This window comes from Acidobacteriota bacterium (assembly GCA_039030395.1).
Lineage (GTDB): Bacteria > Acidobacteriota > Thermoanaerobaculia > Multivoradales > JBCCEF01 > JBCCEF01.
In genome coordinates this window covers 213287-235872 of sequence record JBCCEF010000001.1, presented here as the reverse complement: position 1 = coordinate 235872, position 22586 = coordinate 213287, and the positions used below count along the sequence as shown (strand labels likewise).

General features: G+C 66.7%; 20 protein-coding genes and 1 tRNA gene. 11 read left to right on the top strand and 10 right to left on the bottom strand.

All coding sequences use genetic code 11. The annotated features are described in order from the left end of the window. Window positions 1-49: 49 nt before the first annotated feature. From AAF481_00910 to rfbB, 3 genes are read right to left on the bottom strand one after another with little or no spacing between them, the layout of a single operon-like run. Complete coding sequence (locus AAF481_00910) at window positions 50-1525, bottom strand: DUF4301 family protein (protein MEM7479705.1); 1476 nt, start codon at window positions 1523-1525, stop codon at window positions 50-52. Continuing rightward, window positions 1522-2091, bottom strand: a complete 570-nt coding sequence (gene rfbC / locus AAF481_00905) for a dTDP-4-dehydrorhamnose 3,5-epimerase (GenBank protein MEM7479704.1) — start codon at window positions 2089-2091, stop codon at window positions 1522-1524. The genes AAF481_00910 and rfbC overlap by 4 nt, the downstream gene beginning before the upstream one ends. Then, window positions 2091-3179: a dTDP-glucose 4,6-dehydratase gene (gene rfbB, locus AAF481_00900; GenBank protein ID MEM7479703.1), complete on the bottom strand. Its 1089-nt coding sequence runs from the start codon at window positions 3177-3179 to the stop codon at window positions 2091-2093. Before rfbB ends, rfbC begins: the two co-directional genes overlap by 1 nt. Window positions 3180-3267: 88 nt before the next feature. Between rfbB and AAF481_00895 the strand changes: the two genes are divergently transcribed. Together AAF481_00895 and AAF481_00890 are read left to right on the top strand one after the other, a co-directional pair. Next, window positions 3268-4086 carry an undecaprenyl-diphosphate phosphatase gene (locus AAF481_00895; GenBank protein ID MEM7479702.1) on the top strand — a complete coding sequence of 273 codons (819 nt, stop codon included), beginning with the start codon at window positions 3268-3270 and terminating at the stop codon, window positions 4084-4086. 18 nt (window positions 4087-4104) lie between these two features. Then, entirely contained in the window at window positions 4105-5739 is a 1635-nt protein-coding gene (locus AAF481_00890; protein MEM7479701.1) for an SGNH/GDSL hydrolase family protein, read from the top strand. Window positions 5740-6146: 407 nt separating this feature from the next. Here the strand turns inward: AAF481_00890 and AAF481_00885 are convergent, their stop codons facing one another. Continuing rightward, window positions 6147-6746, bottom strand: a complete 600-nt coding sequence (locus AAF481_00885; protein MEM7479700.1) for a chalcone isomerase family protein — start codon at window positions 6744-6746, stop codon at window positions 6147-6149. Window positions 6747-6861: 115 nt separating this feature from the next. Here AAF481_00885 and AAF481_00880 point away from each other — a divergent pair, with 115 nt between their 5' ends. The 3 genes from AAF481_00880 to AAF481_00870 are packed head-to-tail and all read left to right on the top strand — an operon-like array spanning window position 6862 to window position 9860. Further along, on the top strand, window positions 6862-7464 hold the full coding sequence (locus tag AAF481_00880) for a sigma-70 family RNA polymerase sigma factor (GenBank protein MEM7479699.1): 603 nt from the start codon (window positions 6862-6864) through the stop codon (window positions 7462-7464). A 58-nt stretch (window positions 7465-7522) separates the two neighbouring features. Further along, window positions 7523-8071 (top strand): hypothetical protein, encoded by a 549-nt coding sequence (locus AAF481_00875; GenBank protein MEM7479698.1) that lies wholly within the window; start codon window positions 7523-7525, stop codon window positions 8069-8071. Further along, window positions 8052-9860 (top strand): hypothetical protein, encoded by a 1809-nt coding sequence (locus tag AAF481_00870; GenBank protein MEM7479697.1) that lies wholly within the window; start codon window positions 8052-8054, stop codon window positions 9858-9860. Before AAF481_00875 ends, AAF481_00870 begins: the two co-directional genes overlap by 20 nt. 222 nt (window positions 9861-10082) lie before the next feature. On the opposite strand, the gene AAF481_00865 is transcribed toward AAF481_00870, so the two are convergent. Next, a complete protein-coding gene (locus tag AAF481_00865) occupies window positions 10083-10967 on the bottom strand; it encodes a hypothetical protein (GenBank protein ID MEM7479696.1) in 885 nt (294 codons plus the stop codon). Continuing rightward, entirely contained in the window at window positions 10964-11569 is a 606-nt protein-coding gene (locus AAF481_00860) for a hypothetical protein (GenBank protein MEM7479695.1), read from the bottom strand. Before AAF481_00860 ends, AAF481_00865 begins: the two co-directional genes overlap by 4 nt. A 171-nt stretch (window positions 11570-11740) precedes the next feature. On the opposite strand from AAF481_00860, the gene AAF481_00855 reads away from it, so the two are divergent. From AAF481_00855 to AAF481_00835, 5 genes are all read left to right on the top strand, one after another. Continuing rightward, window positions 11741-12898, top strand: coding sequence for a sensor histidine kinase (locus AAF481_00855; protein ID MEM7479694.1), 1158 nt, complete (start codon window positions 11741-11743; stop codon window positions 12896-12898). After that, entirely contained in the window at window positions 12895-13548 is a 654-nt protein-coding gene (locus AAF481_00850) for a response regulator transcription factor (protein MEM7479693.1), read from the top strand. Before AAF481_00855 ends, AAF481_00850 begins: the two co-directional genes overlap by 4 nt. Before the next feature lie 139 nt (window positions 13549-13687). Further along, window positions 13688-14275 (top strand): ECF-type sigma factor, encoded by a 588-nt coding sequence (locus tag AAF481_00845; protein ID MEM7479692.1) that lies wholly within the window; start codon window positions 13688-13690, stop codon window positions 14273-14275. Between the two features lie 4 nt (window positions 14276-14279). Continuing rightward, on the top strand, window positions 14280-16847 hold the full coding sequence (locus AAF481_00840) for a serine/threonine-protein kinase (GenBank protein MEM7479691.1): 2568 nt from the start codon (window positions 14280-14282) through the stop codon (window positions 16845-16847). 118 nt (window positions 16848-16965) lie between these two features. Beyond that, window positions 16966-17262: a hypothetical protein gene (locus tag AAF481_00835; protein MEM7479690.1), complete on the top strand. Its 297-nt coding sequence runs from the start codon at window positions 16966-16968 to the stop codon at window positions 17260-17262. 196 nt (window positions 17263-17458) lie between these two features. Here AAF481_00835 and purH read toward each other — a convergent pair whose 3' ends face one another. Together purH and AAF481_00825 are read right to left on the bottom strand one after the other, a co-directional pair. Then, window positions 17459-19042 (bottom strand): bifunctional phosphoribosylaminoimidazolecarboxamide formyltransferase/IMP cyclohydrolase, encoded by a 1584-nt coding sequence (gene purH / locus AAF481_00830; GenBank protein ID MEM7479689.1) that lies wholly within the window; start codon window positions 19040-19042, stop codon window positions 17459-17461. 145 nt (window positions 19043-19187) lie between these two features. After that, window positions 19188-20066, bottom strand: coding sequence for a hypothetical protein (locus tag AAF481_00825; protein MEM7479688.1), 879 nt, complete (start codon window positions 20064-20066; stop codon window positions 19188-19190). 120 nt (window positions 20067-20186) lie between these two features. Between AAF481_00825 and AAF481_00820 the strand changes: the two genes are divergently transcribed. Next, window positions 20187-20262, top strand: a tRNA-Phe gene (locus AAF481_00820). A gap of 130 nt (window positions 20263-20392) precedes the next feature. Here the strand turns inward: AAF481_00820 and AAF481_00815 are convergent. Together AAF481_00815 and AAF481_00810 are read right to left on the bottom strand one after the other, a co-directional pair. Continuing rightward, complete coding sequence (locus tag AAF481_00815; protein MEM7479687.1) at window positions 20393-21724, bottom strand: hypothetical protein; 1332 nt, start codon at window positions 21722-21724, stop codon at window positions 20393-20395. Between the two features lie 106 nt (window positions 21725-21830). Further along, window positions 21831-22067: a hypothetical protein gene (locus AAF481_00810; protein MEM7479686.1), complete on the bottom strand. Its 237-nt coding sequence runs from the start codon at window positions 22065-22067 to the stop codon at window positions 21831-21833. Window positions 22068-22586: the final 519 nt, after the last annotated feature.

Genomic DNA, 22586 nt, shown 5'->3' with positions numbered 1-22586 from the left:
GCCCCGGGGAGCGCCTCTACCGTCCCGACGACCGGGGATCCTGGTGGATCTAGGGTCCCTGATGCTCCAGCCGCAGCAGGTCCATCACCGTCTTGACCGGCGCGAAGGTCCAGTTCGGCACTTCCACGAAGGCGGTGTTCCAGCCGGCCATGGCGCCGTTCCACAGGCCGGGGCGTTCGAGGGCGCGCAAGGGGCGGCCGGCGTGGGATTTGTCGGCCACGAAGGCGGTGGCGGGATCGATATAGCCGGAGAGGTCGTAGGGCCTTCCTTTGCGGTCGCGCACCGCGCAAACCAGATCCACCGGGTTGAAGTGGGTGGCTTCGGTCATCAGGTGCTTCTGCTCCGGCGCGATCTGCGAGGCCTCGACGAGCTGGACGGACTGGCCGCCGTCCGAGTCCACCACCCAGTACGGCCCGCCGCCGGGTTCGCCGGTGTTCTGAACCACGCCGGTGACTCGTAGCGGACGGTCGAGCCGGTCGATCAGTGCCTGGCGTTGCTCCTCCGTTGCGAGGGATTCGAACGCCTCCGGCAGCTTCCGACCGAAGGCGCCGGTGAGCAGGTCCAGGGCCCTTTCGAGGGCCGTGTTCTCACCACGCTCCAGGGCTTCCAGGGCCTGGAATACCCGGCGCTGGAGGTGGGCGGCACGGCCGATCAGGAGGGTCTTGACCTCGCCGGCCGCTCGGCCGGTTTCGCCCGGCAGCACGTTGTCGATGTTCTTGATCACTACCAGGTTGCCGGCGAGTTCCGCCAGATTTTCGATCAGCGCGCCGTGGCCGCCGGGGCGAAGGAGGAGGCGGCCGTCCTGCCGGCGGAAGGCCCTGCCGGAAGCCGGGTCGAGGGCGAGGGTGTCCGTCGACGGATGCTGGTGAGAGAAGGAGACGTCGAGGGTGGTTCCGCTCTGCTCAATCCGGGGGCGGATCGCCGCCAGGTGGTCTGCGAAGGCGGGCTGATGGTTCGCCTGAACGGTGAAGTGGAGACGGCAGCGGCCGGCGGCGTCGCGGGTATAGCGGGTGCTCTCGACCAGGTGCTCCTCAAAGGCGGTTCGCTGTCCGTCGCCGTCCCGGTGGAAGGGGATCAGCGCCTTGGGTCGCGCGGCGAGGGCCAATCCATCGGCGGCAAGGAGGGCTTCGAGGAGGTGCGCCCGGTCATCCCCGCCGGTGGCTTGGCGCAACTCCTCGGCGAAGGGCAGGTCGTCCAGGCGGTCGAAGAAGCGGTCCGTTTCGGCGGTTGCCTCGCCACCATCGCGCAATGCTTGGAGGGCCTTGAACATCCGGCTGGCGGCACCTGAGGCCGGCACCATCTTGGAGACGCGGCCGGCGGCGATGGCCTCCTCGGCGGCGGCGATGATGACGGCGTCCCCCTCCGGCAGGCGCGCGATGCCGTCATCCAGGCGGCACGGGCGGTCCAGCCGGATCGGCGACGGCGGATGGCGTAGCTGAGCGAGCTGCCGTTCCGCTTCCGAACGGGAGATCCCAAGGGCGGCGAGCTGGTCGAGGTCCGCCGTCGCGAAGTCCGCTGAGGTCATGGGTCCGCGGCGGCGTCAGGGTAGACCGGCAGGCGATCCAGCCACTCGGCGAGGGTGGGGGCGTCGCGGTCCTTGGCGGAGAGCACCGGATGCTCGATCGGCCAGTCGATGGCGATGTCCGGGTCGTCCCAGCGGATGCCGATCTCGTCGTCGGCGCGGTACAGCTCGGTGCACTTGTACTCCACCTGGGCCGATGGCGAGACGACGCAGAAACCGTGCGCGAACCCCGGCGGAATGTAGAGCTGGCGGAAGTTCGAGTCCGACAGGGTGGCGCCGTACCACTGGGCGAAGGTGGGGGAGTCGCGGCGGATGTCCACCGCCACATCGAAGACTTCGCCCTCGACGGCGCGCACCAGCTTGCCCTGGGGGAAGCACCGCTGGGCGTGCAGGCCGCGCAGGATGTGGGGGCCGGACTTTGAATGGTTGTCCTGCACGAAGGCCGCCGCTAGGCCGGCGGCGGCGTACTTGTCGCGGTGGTAGGTCTCCAGGAAGAAGCCGCGCTCGTCGCCGTGCACCAGGGGCTCGAAGAGGAGCACGCCTTCGAGGGGAGTGGTGTGGACTTTCATCACATGGTCCCCTGGCCGGCGGTGCCTAGGCGCTCTCGCCGGTAGTTGCCGGACTGCACGTTCTCGCACCAGTCCCGATGGTCCAGATACCAGCGCACCGTCGCGTCGAGGCCCCGGGCGAGATCGTAGGCCGGCGCCCAGCCGAGTTCTTCGCGCGCCTTGGTGTCGTCGATGGCGTAGCGCCGGTCGTGGCCGGGACGGTCCGTAACGAAGGTCTTGAGGTCGATGTAGGCCGCCACCCCGGCGGCGCGCAGGGCCGCGTTCTCCGCCGCCGGCCGGTGTTCTTCGAGGGCGGCGCACAGGCCGTCCACGATCTCCAGGTTGGTGCGCTCGCTGCGCCCGCCGAGGTTGTACTTCTCGCCGGGCCGCCCGCCTTCGAGGGCCGCCAGCACGCCGTCGCAGTGGTCGTCCACGTAGATCCAGTCGCGCACGTTGAGGCCGTCGCCGTAGATCGGCAGCGCCTTGCCTTCGAGGGCATTCAAGATCATCAGTGGGACGAGCTTCTCCGGGAACTGGAAGGGGCCGTAGTTGTTCGAGCAATTGGTGATCAGCGCCGGCAGGCCGTGGGTCTCGTGGTAGGCCCGCACCAGGTGATCGGCCGAGGCCTTGGAGGCGGCGTAGGGCGAGTTCGGGGCGTAGGCGGTGGTTTCGTGGAACAGACCCGTCGGCCCCAGGCTGCCGTACACCTCGTCCGTCGAAACGTGCAGGAAGCGGAAGCTCTCCGCGTCGCCGGCATCGGCCAGGTGGCGGCGGGTGGCTTCCAGCAGCTCGAAGGCGCCGACGATGTTGGTGCGGATGAAGGCGCTGGCGTCGTCGATCGAGCGGTCGACGTGACTCTCGGCGGCGAAGTTGACGATCGCTTGCGGTGAGTGCTCGGTGAGGAGCCGGCGCACCGCTTCGCGCTCGGCGATGTCGCCCTTGACGAAGGCGTAGCGGGCGTCGCCTTCACAGGCGGTCAGGTTGGCGAGATTGCCGGCATAGGTGAGGTCGTCGAACACGACCACTCGCCAGTCGGTGCGGTCGAGCACCCGGCGGACGAAGTTCGAGCCAATGAAGCCGGCGCCGCCGGTCACGATCATGGTGCGCATGGGATTGGGGACCTCCGAGCGGTTTGGGATCGGAGCGTCAGATACTGCCTACGCCGATCTGGTGCTTGAAGCCGTAGTATATCCCCGCATGTCCTTCTTCCAAGCCATCGTCTTGGCCCTCGTCCAGGGCCTCACCGAGTTCCTACCGATCAGCTCTTCGGCTCATCTCATCCTGGTGCCCCTGTTCTTGGGGTGGGAGGACCAGGGGCTGCTCTTCGACATTGCCACCAACACCGGCACCCTGGCGGCGGTGATGCTCTACTTCCGGCGCGACCTGCAACAGGTGTTCGCCGCGCTGTGGTCGGCGAAGGACGAGGCGGTCGGTCCCAGGGAGATCGACGGTATTCCCGTTCACCGCTTCGTCGCCGCCTGGATTGTGGGCACCCTGCCGGTGGCGGTGGCGGGTTGGATGTGGGGCGATGCGGTGGCCACCGTGGCGCGCAACGCCTGGGTGATCCTGTTGACCACGGTGATCTTCGGGCTGCTCCTCGGGTTGGCGGATCGGTTCGGCGCCCGGCAGCGGGATTTCGCGTCGCTGCGGGTGTCCGATGCGGCCTGGATCGGTCTGGCGCAGGCCATCGCCCTGATTCCCGGTACCTCTCGCTCGGGAATCACCATCACCGTCGCCCTCCTTGTCGGGCTACGGCGCCCGGCGGCGGCGCGTTTTTCCTTCCTGCTCGCCATTCCGGTGGGCCTGTTGGCCGCCGGTTGGGACGCCTACCAACTGCTGCGCGGCGAGATGCCCGGCGGCGAACCGCTGCCGCTGGCGGTCGGATTTCTCGTCGCCGGCCTCGCCGCCTACGCCACCATCGGATGGCTTCTCGCCTGGCTGGAGCGCCAGAACCTGTCGCTGTTCGTGGCCTATCGCTTGGCGCTGGGAGCGGTGATTGCGGTCACGCTGCTGTAGGTTGCGCGGGATCAACCCATGAAGACTCTTGGGCTGCGCCTTGCGGTGGTGACGGTCGGTTTGCTGGCGGCGCTGCTGGTGGCCGAGGTGGCCCTGCGCACGACGGGTTTCGATCTCAATCCCAATCCGCGCCTGCGCTGGGACGGGCGCTTCGGGTGGACCTTTGAGCCGGGCTATTCCTGCGGTCCGCCGGGCTGCTTCGCCGAAGGCCGTATCGACGGCGTCGGGAGAGACGGTTTCCGCAAACCGCCGGTGGCGCGGGCCAAGGCGCCCGGGGTACGCCGGTTGGTGATCCTCGGCGACTCGATCTCCGCCGGCACCGCCTATCCCTATGCCCACACCTTCGCCGGCCGCCTGCAGGCCTGGTTCGACGGCGGCGGTGCCGAGGAGCGGTGGGAGATCCTGAACTTCGGGGTGGACGGTTGGGGCACGGCCCAGCAGTGGATGGTGCTGGAGGAAGAGGCCTTGTCCTACCAACCCGATGCGGTGGTGCTGCAGGTCTTGCCCTTCAACGACGTGTGCAACAACAACCTGGCGCAGCTCTACACCTGCGGCCGTCAGGACTTTCACCGCCCCTATCTGGTGCCCGAAGGAGACCGTTGGCGAAAGACCTGGGCAGATCCCTCGCGGGCTCGCCTGCGCCAGGCCTCTCGCCTGTTCGGAGCCGTCGAAATCGCTTGGTTGGGTGGCCGGGAGGAATTCGGAGCGGATGGAATCGTCGCTTTCGACGAAGAGCCCAACGCCTCTCGCCGTCCGAATTCCCGGCGTCGCTCGGTGCGGGAGCAATACGCTCAGGCCGCGGGCCTCGAATTCCAGAGCAACCTCTATTCGCTGGTGCCGGACCCGCGCCAACCGCCGGCGGTGCGCCGTGGCTGGCAGGTGACCGAGCGGTTGGTCGGCGAGATCGCCCGGCGGCTGGATGCCCAGGGTGTTCCGCTCTATGTTTTGGTCGTGCCCTTTGTCGAGACCTTCGATGCGAGCTGGTTGGCGCGCAAGAGCGCCCCCGGCCCGTGGCCGCGGAGTGCGACGGGAGCGGAGCTGCTGCCGAGCTACGGTACGGATCGGATGGAGAGGGTCGCGTCGGACCTCGGCCTGACGGTGATCTCCGGGCGGCGAGAGATCCTCGCCCGGGCGATGCAGCCGACCGACTATTTTTACCCCCCGAGTGCCGTACCCGATCGTCATCTCAACGGATTCGGCCATCGCGCCGCGGCCGGCTGGATTCTCGACGCCCTCGCGGCCGATGGTTTCACTCGGCTTCGGCCGCCGGAGCCAGCGGCCGCGGTCGATCTTCTCGCTCCACTTCCTCACGCCATCGCCTTGCGAGGCTTGTGGAACGACTGGGTGCGGGATGAACACCGCGGCGAAGGACCGGAGACCCGGCTGGCCTTCGCCGGCGAACCGGGAGCGCAGCCGCTGCTTCGGTTCGAGCTGGAAAGCCGTTTCAACGACCTGCCGGTGCAGATCTTCCACAACGGCCGGCCGGTGCTGCCGGGCCGCTACCTCCAGCAGGGTGAAAAGTGGGCCGGAGAGGTTCGGCTGCAGGCCGAAGAGGGCCGCAACGAGGTGATCTTCCGCTGCTCCGGCCCGCTGCCGGGGGACGAGCTTTGGGCGCTTCGGTTTTTTCGCCTGGAGTTGGTAGGGGGAGCGTAAGCCAATGATGATTAGAGCTTTATGACTTTCCTGGCGGGTGGTCCACAGCTTCGAACTCGACCTCCGGAGAGGGGATTTCAGCGGATCACCCTCAGTCCATTTATCCATATTGACACGTTGCTATTCCATGTGCTACTGTTCTTCTCGACGGGGAGGTAACCCTCCTCTCATCCCTCCCAACGAGGAGCGCAACAGGCGCTCCTCTCTTTTTTTATGGGCTACTTTTTCAGGAGGGCTGGGCGCCCCCTCGGCTCCAAGAAGTGTCATTCTTGGCGGCTCACCCTCATCCTCGGAGGCTCTGCCGCCGCCTCGCCGGGGGCGCCTAGCCCTTCGGGCTCGGATGCGATCTGCTGTCGTAGCAGATCGCTCCTGGCACAGCTCGGCTGCGCAGGGTGGTTGCTCGCAGTTCAGCCGCCCATGAGGTCGTCGCGGAAGCCCTCGCCGGGGCCTGGCTCCAGACCGATCCAGCAGGCGAAGAGGGCGTCGGCGAAGGCTTTGCCTGCGAGGGTGCCTTTGTTCTGGCCCTTGACCTCGACGGTGGTGCCGGTGCCGGGAAGGTAGGTGAAGGAGAAGCTCTCGCCCTTGTCGACATCTTCCATCCAGGAACAAAGGGTCTCGAACTGGCCTTTCAGCTCGGCGGAGGCGTTCGGGGTGTTGGCGGCGAGGCCGTCGCTCCAGGCGCCGCAGATCGAGTCCGCGCCGACGCTGCGCAGGAAGTTCATGTCGAGGCGCCGAGGCTCGTCAGCGGAGAGGACGGCCGTCGGCGACGCAGTCTTCGCCGGCAGATAGAGGCCCGCCACGTACACCTTGATGAACAGCTTGGAGCGCAAGGCCATGCCGTTCAAGACCATCTCCTGATCGCCCACCTCGACCGAGTCGGGCAGGGTGACGCCGGCCAACTTACCGGCGAAAGCGGGTGTTGCCGGGACGAGAACCAGGACCAGGGCCAGCAGGGCGAGGGTCGCCGCCGTCGACCAACGATGATTGCGGGTCGGGGAGATCTGCATTTTTCTTCCTCCTTGAAACATCGGGATTCGTACCACCGTGGGGCAGCCTATCGAAGTCCAACGGAAAAGGCCTCCGCCGTAGGTCGGCGGAAGTACAATGTCGCCGGACCCGGGTGTGAACGAACAGAATCCAGCGATCGCCGATGCCGCCCTGGCTTCGGCGGCACGGCAGGGCTCCCAGGAGGCCTTCCGGCAACTGCTGTTGCGCTTCCAGCGACCGGTGTTCAACCTGATCTTTCGCATGGTGCGCGATCCGCTGATCGCGGAGGACCTGGCCCAGGACGCCTTCATCAAGGCCTTCCGCAAACTCGACCGCTACGATCCGCAGCGAAAATTCTCGAGTTGGCTGTTCAAAGTCGCACACAACACGACCCTCGACCATATGCGCCGCAAGCGCTTGTCGCTGGTCGCCCTGGAGACGCCGGACGACGAGCCGGATCTCGCTCGGGTGTTGGCGGACGACAGCCGCCGCGGGCCGGAAGTCCGGGTGCAGCGGGGCGATCTGGCGGCCGCTCTCGAAGCGGCGGTGGCGACCCTGCGCCCGGAATACCGGGAGATTGTGGTGCTGCGGTATCAGCAAGGTCTGCCGTACCAAGAGATCGCCGACATCACCGGCTTGCCCCTCGGCACCGTCAAGACCCACCTCCACCGGGCCCGCAAGGAGGTGCAGGCGCATCTCGAAAGCGCCGGCTGGACGGCGGAAGGAATTCTCGATTGATCGACTTCCGGGCGAAACTCCAACCGGTCGCGGCCCGTAGGGCTCGGAGGAGGACATGATGAGCAACCGACGAGAACCATCGACGACCCCACGACGAGCGGAAGCGTCGGCCCTGGCGGACTGGCTGGAGGCCGAAGGGACAGAGCGTCCGGAAGCGGCCGATGCCGCTTTTTTCCGGCTGTTCGCGGCATTGCCGATGCTCTCCCCGCCGGCGGAGTTCGCCGAGCGCGTTCTCGCCGCTCTTCCGAGTCCGGTGCCCAGGCCTTTGCGCGGTCGCTCCCTGCTGGCGGCGTGTTTCTTGCTTTTGGGGTTGGGCGCTGGTTTTCTGCCCGCAGTGCTTCGAGTGGTCGGTTCCGTGACGTCCCTCTCCGGGTTGGTGGAGGGGTTCTCCGGTGCGGTGGTGTCGTTGGCGCGCTGGTCCGCCGAGGCGGTCGATCTGTGGCAGATCGCTTCCGGGGTCGGCGCCGGTGGCGCGGCGCTGTTGGAAACACCGCCCATCGCTATCGCCCTGATGCTGTCCATGCTGATCTCCGCTGTCGCCTTGCGTAAGCTGGCCGTATTGATCGCAAACGAGAGGAGTTGGTCCCATGTGGCCTCGACCCTTTGAACAATCGTCTGATGTTTCGCTGAACTCCCGTTCGCCCCGCTGGGAAAGGTCCATCGTTCTCGGTGTGTTGCTGGCCGCCCTTCTCGGCGGTCCGGCGCTCTACGGCCAGGAAACGGCCGCTCGACTGCCGGCGGAGGCTTCCGAGACCTTCGAAGTGTTGCCCACGCGGATCGGCCTGCTGCTGCGGCCGCGCTCGCCGGAGGCGCCGTTTCGCACCGTCGAGATCACCGGCGACGAGGTGGCGGTGGACGGCGAGCTGGTGGCCGGCGACGCTCTGGACCGGCGCTTGGGCGACTTCGCCCCGCAGGTGCGCCGGCTTGTCGAGCTGAGCGAGGCGGATCGCCGTGTCGCCCTGGGCTTGGCGGAACCGGCGCCGCGTCGCCTGGAGGTGCGCCAGGAAGGCGGCGAAGCGGTGGTGGGGGCGGTCAGCGCCCGGGCGGACGAAGACTCCGATTCCGAGTCCAAGGGCGACAGCGACTCCGAATCCGAAGAAGACGACGGCCCGCATGTGCAGGTGTCCCTCGGGCCCAGCGGTTTCGGCGTGCAGGTGGAGCAAGCCCCGAGAGTCGATCTCGGCCAGCGGGTGAGCCTGGGCGAGAGCGTCGAGGTCGGACCTGATGAAGAGGCTGAGGAAGCGGTCGCGATCGGTGGTCCGGTGCGGGTCTACGGCGAGGTGGAACAGGACGTCCTCGCCGTCGGTGGCTCGGCACACGTCGACGGCAAGGTGGGCGGCGAAGTGGTGGCCGTCGCCGGCTCCGTCTACTTGGGGTCGGAGGCGCAGGTGGCCGGCAACGTCACCAGCGTCGGCGGCCGAGTACACCGCGAAGGTGGCGCCGAGGTCGGTGGGGTGGTCTCGGAAGTCTCCATGGGCCGCCTGTTCGCCGGCAGCGCCTTCAAGATCGAAGATGACGACTACCGGCCGGCGTCGCGCCGTTCCGGCCGCGTCGGTTCCTTCTTCGGACAGATCGCCTGGGCGTTCTTCCTGGCGCTGCTGGTGTGGTTGATCGGCATCGTCTTCGCCCGGCCGATGGAACGTATCGAGGAAAAGATCCGCTTCGACACCGCCCGCGCCGGCCTGGCGGGACTGCTGACGGTGGTCCTCTTCCTGCCGATGATCTTCGTGGCGGCTCTGATCCTGGTGATCTCGGTGATCGGGATTCCGCTCCTGGTGTTGATCCCGGTGGTCTTCTTCGTCGGCGCCGTGGCGGTGCTCTTCGGCTACGCCGCGGCGGCCCGGGTGCTCGGCCGCAAGATTGGCGACCGCTTCGGCCGCAAATTCGGCAACGGCTTCCGGTTGGCCCTGGTGGGTATCGCCGGGCTTCACCTGTGGAGCATCGTCGCCGCCTTCTTCGGCATGATCGGTGGGCCGCTCTACTTTTTCGACATCATGTTCTTCCTCTTCGGCCTGCTGGTGCAGATCGTCGCCGCGCTGGTCGGCCTGGGGGCGGTGATCCTGACCCGCTTCGGCGCCGGTCCGCGGGAGGAGGCGGTGTCCCTGACCCCGCCACCGGTGCCGCCGCCCTTCGAGCCGCTGTCGCCCATCTCGCCGTCGCCGACTGCACCGTCCCCGACGGACCCGGCTGGCGCGGTAGAAGACCCGGCTCCGGCCTCCGATCCGCCGCCGGCCGAGGTGCAGGAAGACCTGCCGGTAGAGGAGCCGGAGCCGGCCTGGGTGGAGATGGAGGAGCCGGTCGACGCCGGTGCCGAGACCGGCGATCCGGAGGCCGGCGACCCGGATGCCGCCGGCGACGCGCCGGACGGCGAAGACCCCGACCGGCGCGAGTCCTAGCCAGCAGCCTGCTAGCGGAGCACCTACCGGTAGAGCGGCCGGCGCGGATCGATGCCCTCGTAGTACGAGGCTTCGACTTCGCCGGTCGCCGCGCCGTTTTGCCCATCGGCGATCTTCACCATCACGTAGCCGTGGCGGCCTGGCGCTACCCACTCGCCTTCACCCGGTGAAGGTGGAAGAAGGAGAACACGTTTCAGCGTTCCGGCGTACGCTTCCGGCAGATCAATCGCTCGCTCCGAGATGGCATACCTGGCAGCCGATGCGGCTGCCGCCGGTGAAGAAGGTCGGTGGATCGTCGCCCGGATCATCGTTGGCGAAGAGCTCGGCGTAGAGTTCGAGATTCTCCAGCCGATCCTCTGCCTCGTCGCGAAATGGCCAGCGGGAAAAGGACTCTGCGCTGCGAGTGGCCAGCAACAGCTCGCGCGCTCTTTGTGGGTGTCCCGCCTTCAACTCGTAGTCGGCGAAGAAGGTGAGATAGCCCTCCTGGTTGTGCGGCCAGCGAGGTCGGTTGAGGCAACTGACATCGCCGGGATCGTCGTTGCAGCCGCCGGTGGCGCTGCGCAGCGCGGCGAGTCCGCGTTCGAACGGCTGCGTCCCGGGTCTGTCGGAGAAGGACTGTAGCGCCACCGAGAAGGAATGAAAATTCGGGTCCTGCCGGTAGGCCGCCATCAGTTCGTCCATTAGCGACTCGCGCTCGCCGACGTCTTCGGCCAGGGCCAAGCGCACCGGCAGCAGCCAACTGGCGATGCGCTCGTCCTCCGGAAGCAGCTCTTGGGCCTGCGACAAGAACCGCTCGGAGAGCAGCAAGTGCTCGACGAGGCGCGGATTGGTGCGGTCGCCTTCGGCGGCGAGCCATAGGTGATTGAGGCCGAGGAGCAGGGCCGTGCGGCCGTCCTGCCGATCTCCTAGCCAGGCGATCATCAGGTTCCGAAGAGGCCCTTCCCGCCGGCGCGGCTCGCCGTTGAAGACCGCAAAGAACTCCTCTTCGGCGGCACGCGCCTGCGGCGAGCGGTCTCCCGAGGTCGCCTCGTCCGCCGAAACGGCCAAGCCCCAGCCGGTCAAGGCGGCGACCAGGAGCACAGCGAGGATCTCGATCCGTTGGCTCACGGCGTCACCGTCTGCAGGCTCTCCACCTTCCAGCTCACGTGCGGCGTCTCGGAGCCCATGAAGCCGGAGATGTCGAGCAGGGTGATCATCACCGTACGGGCCGGATCGAAGGCCCCCGGATCGGGGACTTCGGCCTGGGGCGCGAAAAAGGTCAGGTCTTCGGCGAAGACCTCTGCCCGGCGGGCCTTGCCTACCCGCACCGGTACCGCTGGGAAGGAGAAGACGGCGCCTTCCGCATCGCGCAGGGTGATGGAGAGCTGGGCGTTACGGTTTCCCGAAAGAGCGACCTGAAGGTGATCGAGGTCTTTGAGGGTTCCCGGTGGAATGACCAGCGCGGCGCCGGCCGGTTGGCCGGTTTGCACCTGGTAGGACACCTCCAGGGCACCGTCTGCGGACTGGACTTCCACTCCGTCGCGCACCGGTCGCCAGGTCCACGGCGGCGAGCCATCGAGGGGAAGGGCGACGGTGCCATCGGTACCGGTGATCGGCGGCAGAGAGGCCGCGATGTCTCCGAGGGGAGGTACTTGATGAGGCTGGGCAGCGAGGTCCGTGACCACGAAGAGGGTGGCGAGGACAACGGTCAACAGAGCGGTCTTGCGCATGGTGAAGTCTCCTTTCGGTTGGCGGTTGCCGGCGGGCCAAGAGCCCTCCGGTGACGACGGAGACCAGCCTAGGCAGCGGGGTGGACCGGGCGCATGTGCCGGAAGTCGCTGTCGTCCACCATGACCTTTGGCACATCCGGCGGTCGGAGCCGGCAGGCTAGACTGCCGTTCATGCACCGAAACGAGACCCATTCCAGCCTCTTGCGGGTGGTGGGCGGACTGACCTGTGTCGTAGCCGGCTCGCCGGTCTGGGTGGACCTCATCCGCCGGCCGGAACTGCTGGGCCGGCCGCGGTTTCAACTGTGGTGTCTTCTGTTCGCGATGGTGCTGGGGTCCTTCGCGTTGATGACCTCGAAGTGGTGCGATCGGCGGGGCCGGTGGTTTCAACGACTACTGCTGGTCGGGATGACCGGTTCGGCGCTGGCGGCTAGCGCCACCGTACCCAACTCCCTGCACGGGGTGCTGCTGGTCATCGCGGCCGCCGTTGCCGCCGAGATTCTGCCGCTGCCGGCCGCCCTCCTCTGGTTGGCCGGGCAAACGGCGATTTTCGGCTGGATCTCCCAGGGTAGCTACTCGCCGGTGGAGACCTTGACGCTGGTGGGCGCCTTTGGCGGCTTTCAGCTCTTTGCCCTCTATTCGGCACTGACGGCGGATCGTGAGCGCACCGGGCGAGAAGAGCTGGCCCGGGCCCACGGCGAACTCCTTGCCACCCGCCGGCTGTTGGAAGACACCACTCGCTCCGCCGAGCGGCTGCGCATTTCCCGCGAGCTGCACGACGTCATGGGCCATCGCTTGACCGCCCTCACGTTGAACCTGGAGGCGGCTCGTCACAGCGAAGGCGACGCGGCCCAGCTCCAGATCGACAAGGCCGAAATCCAGGCTCGGCAACTCCTCTCCGATGTCCGCCGGGTAGTCAGCGCCTTGCGCGAAGAACCGGCGGTCGACCTCGCACGGGCACTCGAGGCGTTGGGAGCGGGCATCGACCGGCCGGCGATTCACCGTGAGGTACCGGAAGCCCTGCAGTTCGACGATCCCGAGCCGGCCCACGCCCTGCTGCGCAGCGCCCAGGAAGGCCTGACCAACGCCCTGCGCCACGGCCGGGCGGCGAACGTGTGGCTGACCGTCGAGCGCGCTGATGGCGGCGTGGCCCTCACCGTGCGGGACGACGGGCGCGGCGCCGCGGCTCCGAAGGCAGCCGACCGCCGGCGCGCGGGCCACGGCCTTGCCGGCCTGCGGGAGCGGCTTGAACCGCTCGGTGGCCGGCTTACAACGGAATCCCCGCCGGGCGGCGGCTTCACCCTGCGCGCCTGGCTGCCGGTAGGTTTGTGAGCGACTCGCTCCTGCGGGTCGTCCTGGTGGACGACCAGACGCTGGTGCGCGAGGGCATCCGCACCCTCCTCGGCCTGCTCGACGACATCGAAGTGATCGCCGAAGCGGGTGACGGCGACGAAGCGCTGGAGGTGATCCGGCGGCAGCGTCCCGACGCGGTATTGCTCGATCTGCGCATGCCCGGCAAGGATGGCCTGGAGGTGCTCGCCGAACTGCGTGCCGCCGAGGCGCTGCCGCCGACGCTGGTGCTCACCACCTTCGACGACGACGCGGCAGCCCTCGAAGCCATCCGCCGCGGCGCCCGCGGCTTCTTGTTGAAGGACATCTCCCTGGAGCGGTTGGCGGCGGCCATTCGTACCGTCGCCGCCGGCGGCACCCTGATCCAGCCGGCCCTGACAGAGCGCATCTTCCGCACCGCCGGCGAGGCCGGTTGGGAGTTCCCCAGCCTCGATCCGCCGGATCCCCTGACCGAGCGCGAGGTCGAGATCCTGCGCTTCCTGTGTGGCGGCTACAGCAACCGGGAGATCGCCGAGGCCCTGGGAGTGGCCGAGGGCACCGTCAAGAACCACCTCTCCAGCATCCTCTCGAAGCTCGGCGTTCGGGACCGCACCCGGGCGGTGCTCAAAGGCCTCGAACTCGGCTTCATCTAGCAGGGCCCACCGAGACGGCTTCGCAGGCTCGCCCTCCGGGCTCGCGCCTCGATTCGCTACTCAATGCCCTTGATCAACGGTTTCTCCGTAACCGGTCGCTGAGTCAGGCGTTTCCCGGTGGCTGATAAATTCGGCGTATATGAATCCTGTCAATGGCGACGACATCACCGACCTGCTGGTGGCCTGGAGCGGCGGTGATCGCAGCGTGCTCGACCGGTTGATGGAAGTGGTCCATGATCGCCTTCATCGGCTGGCCGGCAGCTTCATGAACCGGGAGCGGAAAGAGCACACCCTCCAGACCACCGCGCTGGTCAACGAAGCCTTCCTGCGCCTGGTGCGCCAGGATCGGGTCGAGTGGCGCGACCAGGTGCACTTTTTCGCCGTCGCCGGCTGGGTGATGCGGCGCATCCTGGTCGACCACGCCCGCCGCCAGAGCAAACTCAAGCGCGGCGCCAACGCCCAGAAGATTCCCCTCGATCGGATCGAACATCTCTCGGTCGAGCGGTCGTCGGATCTGCTGGCCCTGGACGAGGCCCTGCGCACCCTCGAAGAACACGATTCGGAGCTGGCGCGATTGGTGGAGCTCAAGTACTTCGGGGGCCTGATCAAGGAGGAGATCGCCGAGGTGATGGATCTTTCGCCGGCCACCGTCACCCGCCGCTGGCGGGCCGCTCGGGCATGGTTGTATCTCTTCCTCACTGGGGGGCGGTCGGCGGAGGCCGGATGAGCCGGTGGCAACTCTTCCCGAATCGACGATGAAGAACTGGCGGCAGGTCAACGAACTCTTTCAGCGGGTCTTGGAGATGCCGGCGGAGGAGCGGGAATCCTTCTTGGAAGAGGCCCGCGGCGACGATGCCTGCGGGGATGCCGGGCCGATCGTCGATGCCGTTCGCCTGCTGCTGGTGGCGGACGAATCGGCCGGTGATTTCCTCGCGCAGCCGGTGCATCCGCGCGGCGAAGGGGAGGCGCAGGCCCTCGCCCTTCGCGCTCCAGGAAAGCGCCGGGTCGGGCCATACCGGCTGATCCGGGTGATCGGCCAGGGGGGCATGAGCACCGTCTACGAGGCGCGCCGGGAAGAAGACTTCGACCGCCGAGTCGCCCTCAAGGTCATCCGCCAGGGAATGGAGAGCGAAGAGGCCCGGCGCCGCTTCGAAGCCGAGCGCAAGATCCTGGCTCACCTCGACCACCCCCATATCGCCCGCCTGTTCGACGGCGGCACGACGGAGGGCGACGCGGAGGATGGCGGTTTGCCGTACCTGGTCATGGAGCGGGTCGAAGGGCGACCCCTCGATCGGTTCTGCGAAGAGCAGCGCCTCACCCTAGGGGAGCGGATCGTTCTCTTCCGCAAGATCCTCGAAGCGGTGCACTACGCCCATCAGAACCTGATTGTCCATCGCGATCTCAAGCCGTCGAACATCCTGGTCACCGTGGAGGGGACCCCCAAACTGCTCGACTTCGGCATCGCCAAGATCCTCAACGCCGGGGCGTTGCCGGCCGGGGAGGGTGAGGCCACCGCCGCCTGGGTGCGGGTCCTGACCCCGAGCTACGCCAGCCCGGAGCAGTTTCGGGGCGGACCGATCACCACCGCGAGCGACGTCTATTCCTTGGGTGTGTTGCTATTCAAAGTGTTGACCGGCAGCCAGCCCTACCGCATCGAAGGCGGTTCCCCGCAGGAGGTCGAGCAGCAGATGCTCGATTTGGAGATCCCCGCTCCGAGTTCTCGCGTGGCGGAGGGAGACGAGGCGCCGCGGCTCCGGCAGGAATTCGCCGGGGATCTCGATGCGATCGTCCTCAAGGCCCTGGAGGTCGCGCCGCAACGTCGCTATCGTTCCGTCGAACAGTTCGCCGAAGACCTCCGCCGCTTCCAGGAGGGACTTCCCGTCGAAGCCGTGCCCCACGGGGCCGCCTACCGGGTACGCAAGTTGCTCCGGCGTCACCGCCGAGCGGTAGTGGGGGGTGCCGCGGCGTCGGCCCTGGCGCTGGTCCTCATCGGTCTGTTGCTGGTGCAGAACCTCCGGGTCGGTCAGGAGCGGGACCGGGTGAGCCGGCAACGCGATGCGACCGCCCGGGTCCTCGCCTTCACCGAACGGATTCTCTCCTTGGCGAACCCGGCGGCGGCCCGGGGGGAGGAATGGACCGTCGCCGACGCTCTGGACCGAGGAGATCGGTTGATCGACGAGGAACTGGCGGCGGAACCGGAAATTCGTGCACAATTGCACGGTACCGTCGGCCGCATTCTCCTCGCCCAGGGAGAGTCCGATCGGGCGATCTCTCACCTCGAAGAAGCATTGAACTTATGGCGCCGGGAGCGTGGCCGCGAGAGCATCGAAGTCGCTCAGGCGTTGAGCGATCTCGGCAAGGCCTGGGTCGAGGAGGGAGACTTCGCCCGGGCGAAGGATCTTGCCGGGCAGGCCGTCCAGCTCTATCGGGGTCCGATCGGCCTCGATCACCAGGGCAGCGTCGCGGCCTACAACGCCCTGGTCTACAGCCTGTGCGCCGAAGGCGATTTCGAAGCCGGCGAACCGATGGCCGAAGAAGCGTTGGAGCTGGCGAGGAAACTCCTGCCGAACGACCACGCTGAAGCCGCCCGCGCCCTGCACAACCGGGCCCACGTCCATAATCGGCGCGGCGATTCGGCGGCGGCCGAGACCCACTACCGGCAGGCTCTGGAGATCCGGCAGCGAATCTACGAGGAACCTCACCCGCTGATCGCCTCGACGCTCGGCAACCTCGCCTCGACGGTGCTCGATCGGGGGAAGCTCGAAGAGGCGGAAGGCCTGCTACAGCTCACCCTGGCGCAGAAACGTCTGCTCCTGGGCGAAGGGCATCCGAACCTCGCTCCGTCCCTCAACAACTTGGCCTCACTGCATCGCGAGAAGGGGCAGTGGGCGGAGGCGGAAGCGGCGGTGCGGGAGGCCATCGGCCTGTTCCCGGAAGGTCACGTTCAGCACCTTCGGCTGCGAGCCGAGCTGGGCAGTCTGCTGGCCCAGCGCGGCCGGGTGGCGGACGCCGAGGCGATGCTTCGGCGGGAACTTGCGCACTGGCGGCCGGAACTACCGCCGGGCAATACCCTGATCGCTTGGGCCGAAAACGCTCTGGGCGAAGTCTTGACAAAAAGAGGCGAGTTCAGCGAGGCGGAGGATCTCCTCGAGCAGAGCCTGCCGCTGATCCGCGAAGGTAGGGGCCTCGAAGACGGCTACACCCAGAGCGCTTTGAAACGCCTCCGGCGGCTCTATGAGGCGCAGGGACGCACCGCCGAAGCGGCGGAAGTGGCGGCAGACATCCGCGACCCGGCCTGATCCGAAAACGCCCGATCCGGCGCGTACTCTCCAGGAGCAAGTGCGGGCGCGCTCGGCGAACGCGTTCGAAGTCACGAGGTGGAAAAGAGCCTATTCAACAACCCAAAAGGAGAGAGCAATGCACAACTTCCACAAGCGTTGGATCGGATGTCTGGTGTTGGGGATCTTGGTGGCCAGCGCTGTTTGGGTTCCCGCCGCGGGGGCCTGGGACGAGCCGGAAGGAGAATGGCTCTTTTCGGAAAACTACCTGGGCTGCGATCCGTCCCTCGCCGAGTGCGTCGAGTGGGTAGTTCAAGGCTTTGTGCTCAAGGCCTGCTGCATCGCTCCGGATGCCGACCTCAGCGATGAAAACGCCTGCGACAACCCGCAGAGCGCCCGCGGACCCGGAAACGGTGGTGGGGGAATCGACCTGTAGGCGAGCGAATCTTCCCTAGCCTGGATTTCTCACCGGCAACCCCAAGCGAGAGGTCGTAGGTCGCTGGAGATGCAAGGCATCCGTGGGTTCTGCGCCGAAGGCGTACTGTCCGTACGTCGAGAAGCAGGTTCCGCGGATAACGCAGCAGATTCAGTGGCATACGGCCTCGCAGCAGGTTGTCGGTGAGAAAGGCAGGCTAGTGCCTGAAGTGGCGCCGGCCGGTGAAGATCATCGCCACGTCGTGCTCGTCGGCCGCCGCCATCACCTCTTCGTCGCGCTTGCTGCCGCCGGGCTGGATCACCGCCTTCACCCCCGCCTCGGCGAGGAAGTCGAGGCCATCGCGGAACGGGAAGAAAGCGTCCGACGCCGCCACCGATCCTTCGATCGGCAGGCGTGCCTTTTCGACCGCCAGGCGGCAGGAATCCACCCGGCTCATCTGGCCGGCGCCGATGCCCACGGTCTGATCCCGGCCGGTGAGCACGATGGCGTTCGACTTCACGTAGCGGCAGACCTTCCAGGCGAACTCCAGGGCGGCTCGCTCGTCGTCCGTCGGCAGGCGGGTGGAGGCGGTGGTCCAGGTTTCCAGATCCTCCGGCAGGCCGTCCGGCGCCTGGGCGAGGAGGCCGCCGTCGATCGACCGCAGCTCGATGCCGGTGGGGTGGGGCGCGTAGGCTGGGCAGACCAGCAGCCGTAGGTTCTTCTTCGCCGCGAAGACCTCCCGCGCGCCCTCGCCGAAGGCCGGCGCCACCACCACCTCCACGAACAGATCCGCCATGCGCTCCGCCAGCTCCGCATTCGCCGGCCGGTTGAGGGCCACAATCGAGCCGAAGGCGGAGACCGGATCCGTCTCCAGGGCGCGGGTGTAAGCCTCGGCCGCGTTGTCTCCACGGCCCACGCCACAGGGATTGTTGTGCTTGAGGATCGCCACCGTCGGCTCGTCGAAGAGCGCCACCATCTTGCGGGCGGCGTCGGCGTCGAGCAGATTGTTGTAGGACAAGTCCTTGCCCTGGAGTTGGTCCATGCCGCCGAGCAGGCCGGGGCCGCCGAGCGATTTGTAGACCGCCGCCCGCTGGTGCGGATTCTCGCCGTAGCGCGGCTCCAGCTCGCGGCTGGTGTCCAAGAACAGATGCGACGGGAAGCGCGGGTGGTCCGGCGCCAGGGCCTCCGACTCCCCCTCGTCATCGGAGGGTTCTGCCTGCCGTTCCATCCACTCGGAGATCGCTGCGTCGTAGCCCTGGGTGTGGCGGAAGGCCTTGATGGCGAGGCGCCGGCGTAGGGCCTCGGGCACGGTCTCCGACTGTTCGAGGGCGGCCAGCACCTGCGGGTAGTCCTCCGGATCGACCACCGGCGCCACGGCGTGGAAATTCTTCGCCGCCGCCCGCACCATGCACGGGCCGCCGATGTCGATCATCTCGATCACCTCCTCGAAGGCCGCGCCCTCGGCCGCCGCCGTCTGCCGGAAGGGGTAGAGATTGACCGCCACCAGATCGATCGGCGTGATGCCGTGCTCGGACAGCTCCTTGACGTCCGACGAGCGCGCCCGGTTGGCGAGAATGCCGCCGTGGATCATCGGGTGCAGGGTCTTGACCCGCCCGCCGAGGATCTCCGGAAAGCCGGTGACCTCGGCCACCCGCGTCACCGGAATCTCGTTCTCCTCGAGGAACGCCGCCGTGCCGCCGGTCGAGACGATCTCGACCCCCAGGCGATGCAGGCCGGCGGCAAACTCGGCCAGGCCCTGCTTGTTCGAAACGGAGATCAACGCGCGTCGCACGGGAAACATAGGGTCTCTCCTCTAGCCGAGGGTCGGGTTCAGGACCTCTGGAACGTTCTCCAAACAAGGAGGGCTCATTTTCACGGGTGGTCCCCCTGTCGGAGCTCCGGTCGGCCATCAACTGGAACGTTCTCCAAACAAGGAGGGCTCATTTTCACGGGCCAGTCGCCGGAAAGATCACCTTCGGCTGGGTCACCGGTGGTTCCGCCGGCCGAGGAGCCGGGGGCGGAACCGCCGTCGTCACTGTCGCCCGCGGCAATCGAAGCACCCGATCTCCCACCGTCGGCAGGCCCTTGCGATAGTCCATCCCGCCGGCCCGCAGCCAGATGTAGCGCATCACCGCGGCAGCATCGTCCACCGCGTGGCTGAAGGCCAGGGAGGCCACCCCGAAGGCCGTTGAGCGGTCGTCGAAGAACTGCCGGCCGGACCCGAACTCGATGCGCCGGTATTCGCGGCTCACCATCGGGTAGAGCGCTCGGCTGCGGGCCAGCGTTGTCGCCACCAGCGGCGAAACATTCGCCGCGCCCTCCAGCTCCGGCCGCAGACCGTAAAACACCACCGGCAAACGCGGCTCAGCGCTCTCCAGATAGCGTGCAAAATCGGCGAAAAAGCGCGTCTCCTGGGGGTCCGCGCCGGAAGCGTTGAGCGGCTGATTGGCATCCGCCACATAGTGCATCACCCGCCCGAGCTGGTAGACGATGTCCGAGAACGGAGCGTGCGCCTCGATCGCCGCAATGGCGTGCTCCACCTCGGCGTGGATCACCGCATCGAGGCGCCCGCCGCCGTCGGGATCCTTCACGTGACGGGCCGCGTCGCCGTCTTCGAAGGGCGCCAGCACCCCTTCCTCCAAGCGTTTCGGGTACTTCTCGATCTGCCTTGCCAAGTCCGACGGCGCCAAAGGCGCCGCCTCCTTGGCGATCACCACCTGGGTCTTCGGCGTCCAGGCGAAGGCCGGCGCCGCGAAAGCGAACACCACCGCCACCGGTCCCCACCAGCGGACTCCCCCCGCAACCATCGCATTTCGCCAAGTCATGGCGGCGATTCTAGCCTGCCCGAGTCCCAGAGGCCCACGCCACCGCCAAACCCCCGAAAGTCTTGACTCCACTCCCGCCGACTGGTAGAAATTGTCCCTTCCGGGGCGCCTGCTCCGAGTGCCTAGGTAGCTCAGTTGGTAGAGCACACGACTGAAAATCGTGGTGTCGGTGGTTCGATTCCGCCCCTGGGCACCAATTGAACTCTCCCCACGCCAGGTAGGTTAAAGCGGGTCGGAATGTCACCACGAGAGTGGAGGATGCACCGGTTGTGAAGCACAACGTCGCATTGTGCAAAGCGGTCTCGTGAACCTTCGGACTTGTTCGGTTATGACGGCTTGCGGAATCGCAAGCTCGGATCGCGCCGGGCCTGCTCCAGGTAGCGAGTGAACTGGCCGAGAAACTGCTTCGTGACCTCCTCGGCCTCGGCGGCCTGCTGGAAGAGGACGAGAGCGGCCATGGCTTCGCGGTGAACGTCTTGCGCCTCGAAAACGGCGGCGATCTCGTGGGCGACTCGGCGCACTTCTTGGGTTCTGCCGATCTCCAGCAAGACGGTCGCGAGTTCGAGGGAAACGAGAGCGGCGTCATAGCCCTTTCCGTCACGGAGGAAGCCGTCCCGAGTCGCTTGGAAGCTCTCCACCGCTTGATCGAGATATCCCAGGCCCGCATCGATCTTCGCTTCGAGCCACGAGAGGCGAAGCTGCGTCCAGTGATCGGGGAATTCTTGGTAGCGCTGGTAGCCATCGCAAAGGCCCTGGCGAGCTTCCGCGAACTTGCCAGCTTCGGCGAGATAAAAGAGACGGTTGTGCAAGGCGCAGAGCGCTAGCCGTGGGCGGGCTCTCAGCTCTTGGCATTTCTCCGCACGATCCAGAACCTCAATCGCCTGGTCGAGCCTTCCGGCATCGCGATAGAGCTCACCCAGCGACAGAAGAACTGCTGCCGCGCGGACAATGTCGCCGCCGACCTCGAAGAGTTTTATCGAGCGAATCAGCAGGGCCTCGCTTTGGCTAAAGCGCCTTTGATCGCGATTCAGGCCACCCTCCATCAAATCCACCTCTGCTAGGACCAGAGAGTCGACGACTCCTTCTGCGCGAACAACGTTCCGGGCTTGGTCAATGACCTCGCGGGCCGCAAGCAGGTCGCCGCTGACGCGCAGTGCATTCCCTTTGTGGGCCATCGCCAGAGCGCGGTACTCCTCGTGAAGCGGTGATGGCAGGGAAAGCGCTACTTGGAGAGCAAGCTGTGAGTACTCGAAGGCAAGGTCCGAAGCTCCAGGGAGGGCATGGCGACATTCGGCGATCAACTGCTCGGCAAGGAACGGGCTTCGGAAACGCCGGGTCGCTCGCTGCATTCGCGCGATGCGCTGCTCAGGTTTGAGCTTGATGAGTGCGCGGAAGTCGGCATCAGCACGTTCCCGCTCTGCCTCCAGGGCGGTGTCGAGATCAGAGGCATTTGCTGCGAGGTTGGTGAAGACCTGATCGAACTCGGAATTGCTGCAGCCCGTTGACTCGGGCTCGTCGCGGAAAGCGGCGACCTCGGATCGGCAAGTCGGGCACAATTCCAGGAGATGGGCTACTGCAATCTGAATCAATTCGTCCTCGCCGAAGCGCCCCTTGGAAACTGCACGCAAGACGGCCGAAGTAATGTGGATATCGGGCATTCCATTCTCCTTTTCCTGGAAGCAGGAGTGAGGATACCGCTCAATTTGTGACACACGAAGACACCGGCGTGCTCGCAACCACGCCGGTGTTCCTCCTTGAGATAACTTAGCCGATCGGATCCATTCCTCCGCCCGGCTCACCGTCGCCCTCAGTGGCGTTCGGCGGAGAACTCTCCAAAGCCGCGACATCCGCCTGCGGCAGCAACCATGAACTTGCCTTCGACCACAGGTCGTTCAGCCACATTTGAACAGAAAGATTCTCTTCATGCTGTGGGGTTTTGGCGAGAGCCGGGGTGGCGATCAGGGCCAGTATGAGAAGTGCACTACACGTCCAGCGTCGCATCGCATGCTCCAGTCAGGGCAGGTCGAATGGACCGCCGGATGCGGCCTACGCCCGCCTCTACCCTGAATAGTGCCTGAAGACGTAACGATTGCACCTTCCGGAAATATGAGCGCGAGCGCATTGGACGGCCTCTTCAGAAGCTGCGTACCATTCTTCAGCGACAACGCAATCGCCGGGAAGAGCGAGTGCTGGAGCCGATTGGCGGCGTTCTTCCTCAAATGAGCAGGTGATCTCAACCACTACGCAGGCCCTGGGAGGGTGTACCGTGCCGCGAATTCGACTCTTGCTTTGGACCCTACTTCTCGGACTGCTCCTCCTTGCTCCAGCGGGCACCTTCCAGGCACAGACGGTGCCGCCGGGCTCGCTCATCTTCGGAGACGGATTCGAGAGCGGGGACACCTCCGCCTGGAGCAATCGCTTTCCAAGTCTGAGCATCGCCTTTCTGGAGCCACCATCAGGCGGGTGTATTTCGGATACCCGGCCGCCAGTCGCCCTTTCGTATGGCGGTCCGGTGGGGTT

Bases quoted from the DNA above. Each gene is read 5' to 3' on its own strand.
- AAF481_00870 (MEM7479697.1), top strand. From the start codon at position 8,052: ATGTGGCCTCGACCCTTTGAACAATCGTCTGATGTTTCGCTGAACTCC.
- purH (MEM7479689.1), bottom strand. From the start codon at position 19,042: ATGTTTCCCGTGCGACGCGCGTTGATCTCCGTTTCGAACAAGCAGGGC.
- AAF481_00845 (MEM7479692.1), top strand. From the start codon at position 13,688: ATGAATCCTGTCAATGGCGACGACATCACCGACCTGCTGGTGGCCTGG.
- AAF481_00895 (MEM7479702.1), top strand. From the start codon at position 3,268: ATGTCCTTCTTCCAAGCCATCGTCTTGGCCCTCGTCCAGGGCCTCACC.
- AAF481_00815 (MEM7479687.1), bottom strand. From the start codon at position 21,724: ATGCCCGATATCCACATTACTTCGGCCGTCTTGCGTGCAGTTTCCAAG.
- AAF481_00855 (MEM7479694.1), top strand. From the start codon at position 11,741: ATGCACCGAAACGAGACCCATTCCAGCCTCTTGCGGGTGGTGGGCGGA.
- AAF481_00810 (MEM7479686.1), bottom strand. From the start codon at position 22,067: ATGCGACGCTGGACGTGTAGTGCACTTCTCATACTGGCCCTGATCGCC.
- rfbC (MEM7479704.1), bottom strand. From the start codon at position 2,091: ATGAAAGTCCACACCACTCCCCTCGAAGGCGTGCTCCTCTTCGAGCCC.
- AAF481_00860 (MEM7479695.1), bottom strand. From the start codon at position 11,569: ATGCGCAAGACCGCTCTGTTGACCGTTGTCCTCGCCACCCTCTTCGTG.
- AAF481_00835 (MEM7479690.1), top strand. From the start codon at position 16,966: ATGCACAACTTCCACAAGCGTTGGATCGGATGTCTGGTGTTGGGGATC.
- AAF481_00890 (MEM7479701.1), top strand. From the start codon at position 4,105: ATGAAGACTCTTGGGCTGCGCCTTGCGGTGGTGACGGTCGGTTTGCTG.
- rfbB (MEM7479703.1), bottom strand. From the start codon at position 3,179: ATGCGCACCATGATCGTGACCGGCGGCGCCGGCTTCATTGGCTCGAAC.
- AAF481_00885 (MEM7479700.1), bottom strand. From the start codon at position 6,746: ATGCAGATCTCCCCGACCCGCAATCATCGTTGGTCGACGGCGGCGACC.
- AAF481_00910 (MEM7479705.1), bottom strand. From the start codon at position 1,525: ATGACCTCAGCGGACTTCGCGACGGCGGACCTCGACCAGCTCGCCGCC.
- AAF481_00825 (MEM7479688.1), bottom strand. From the start codon at position 20,066: ATGACTTGGCGAAATGCGATGGTTGCGGGGGGAGTCCGCTGGTGGGGA.
- AAF481_00875 (MEM7479698.1), top strand. From the start codon at position 7,523: ATGAGCAACCGACGAGAACCATCGACGACCCCACGACGAGCGGAAGCG.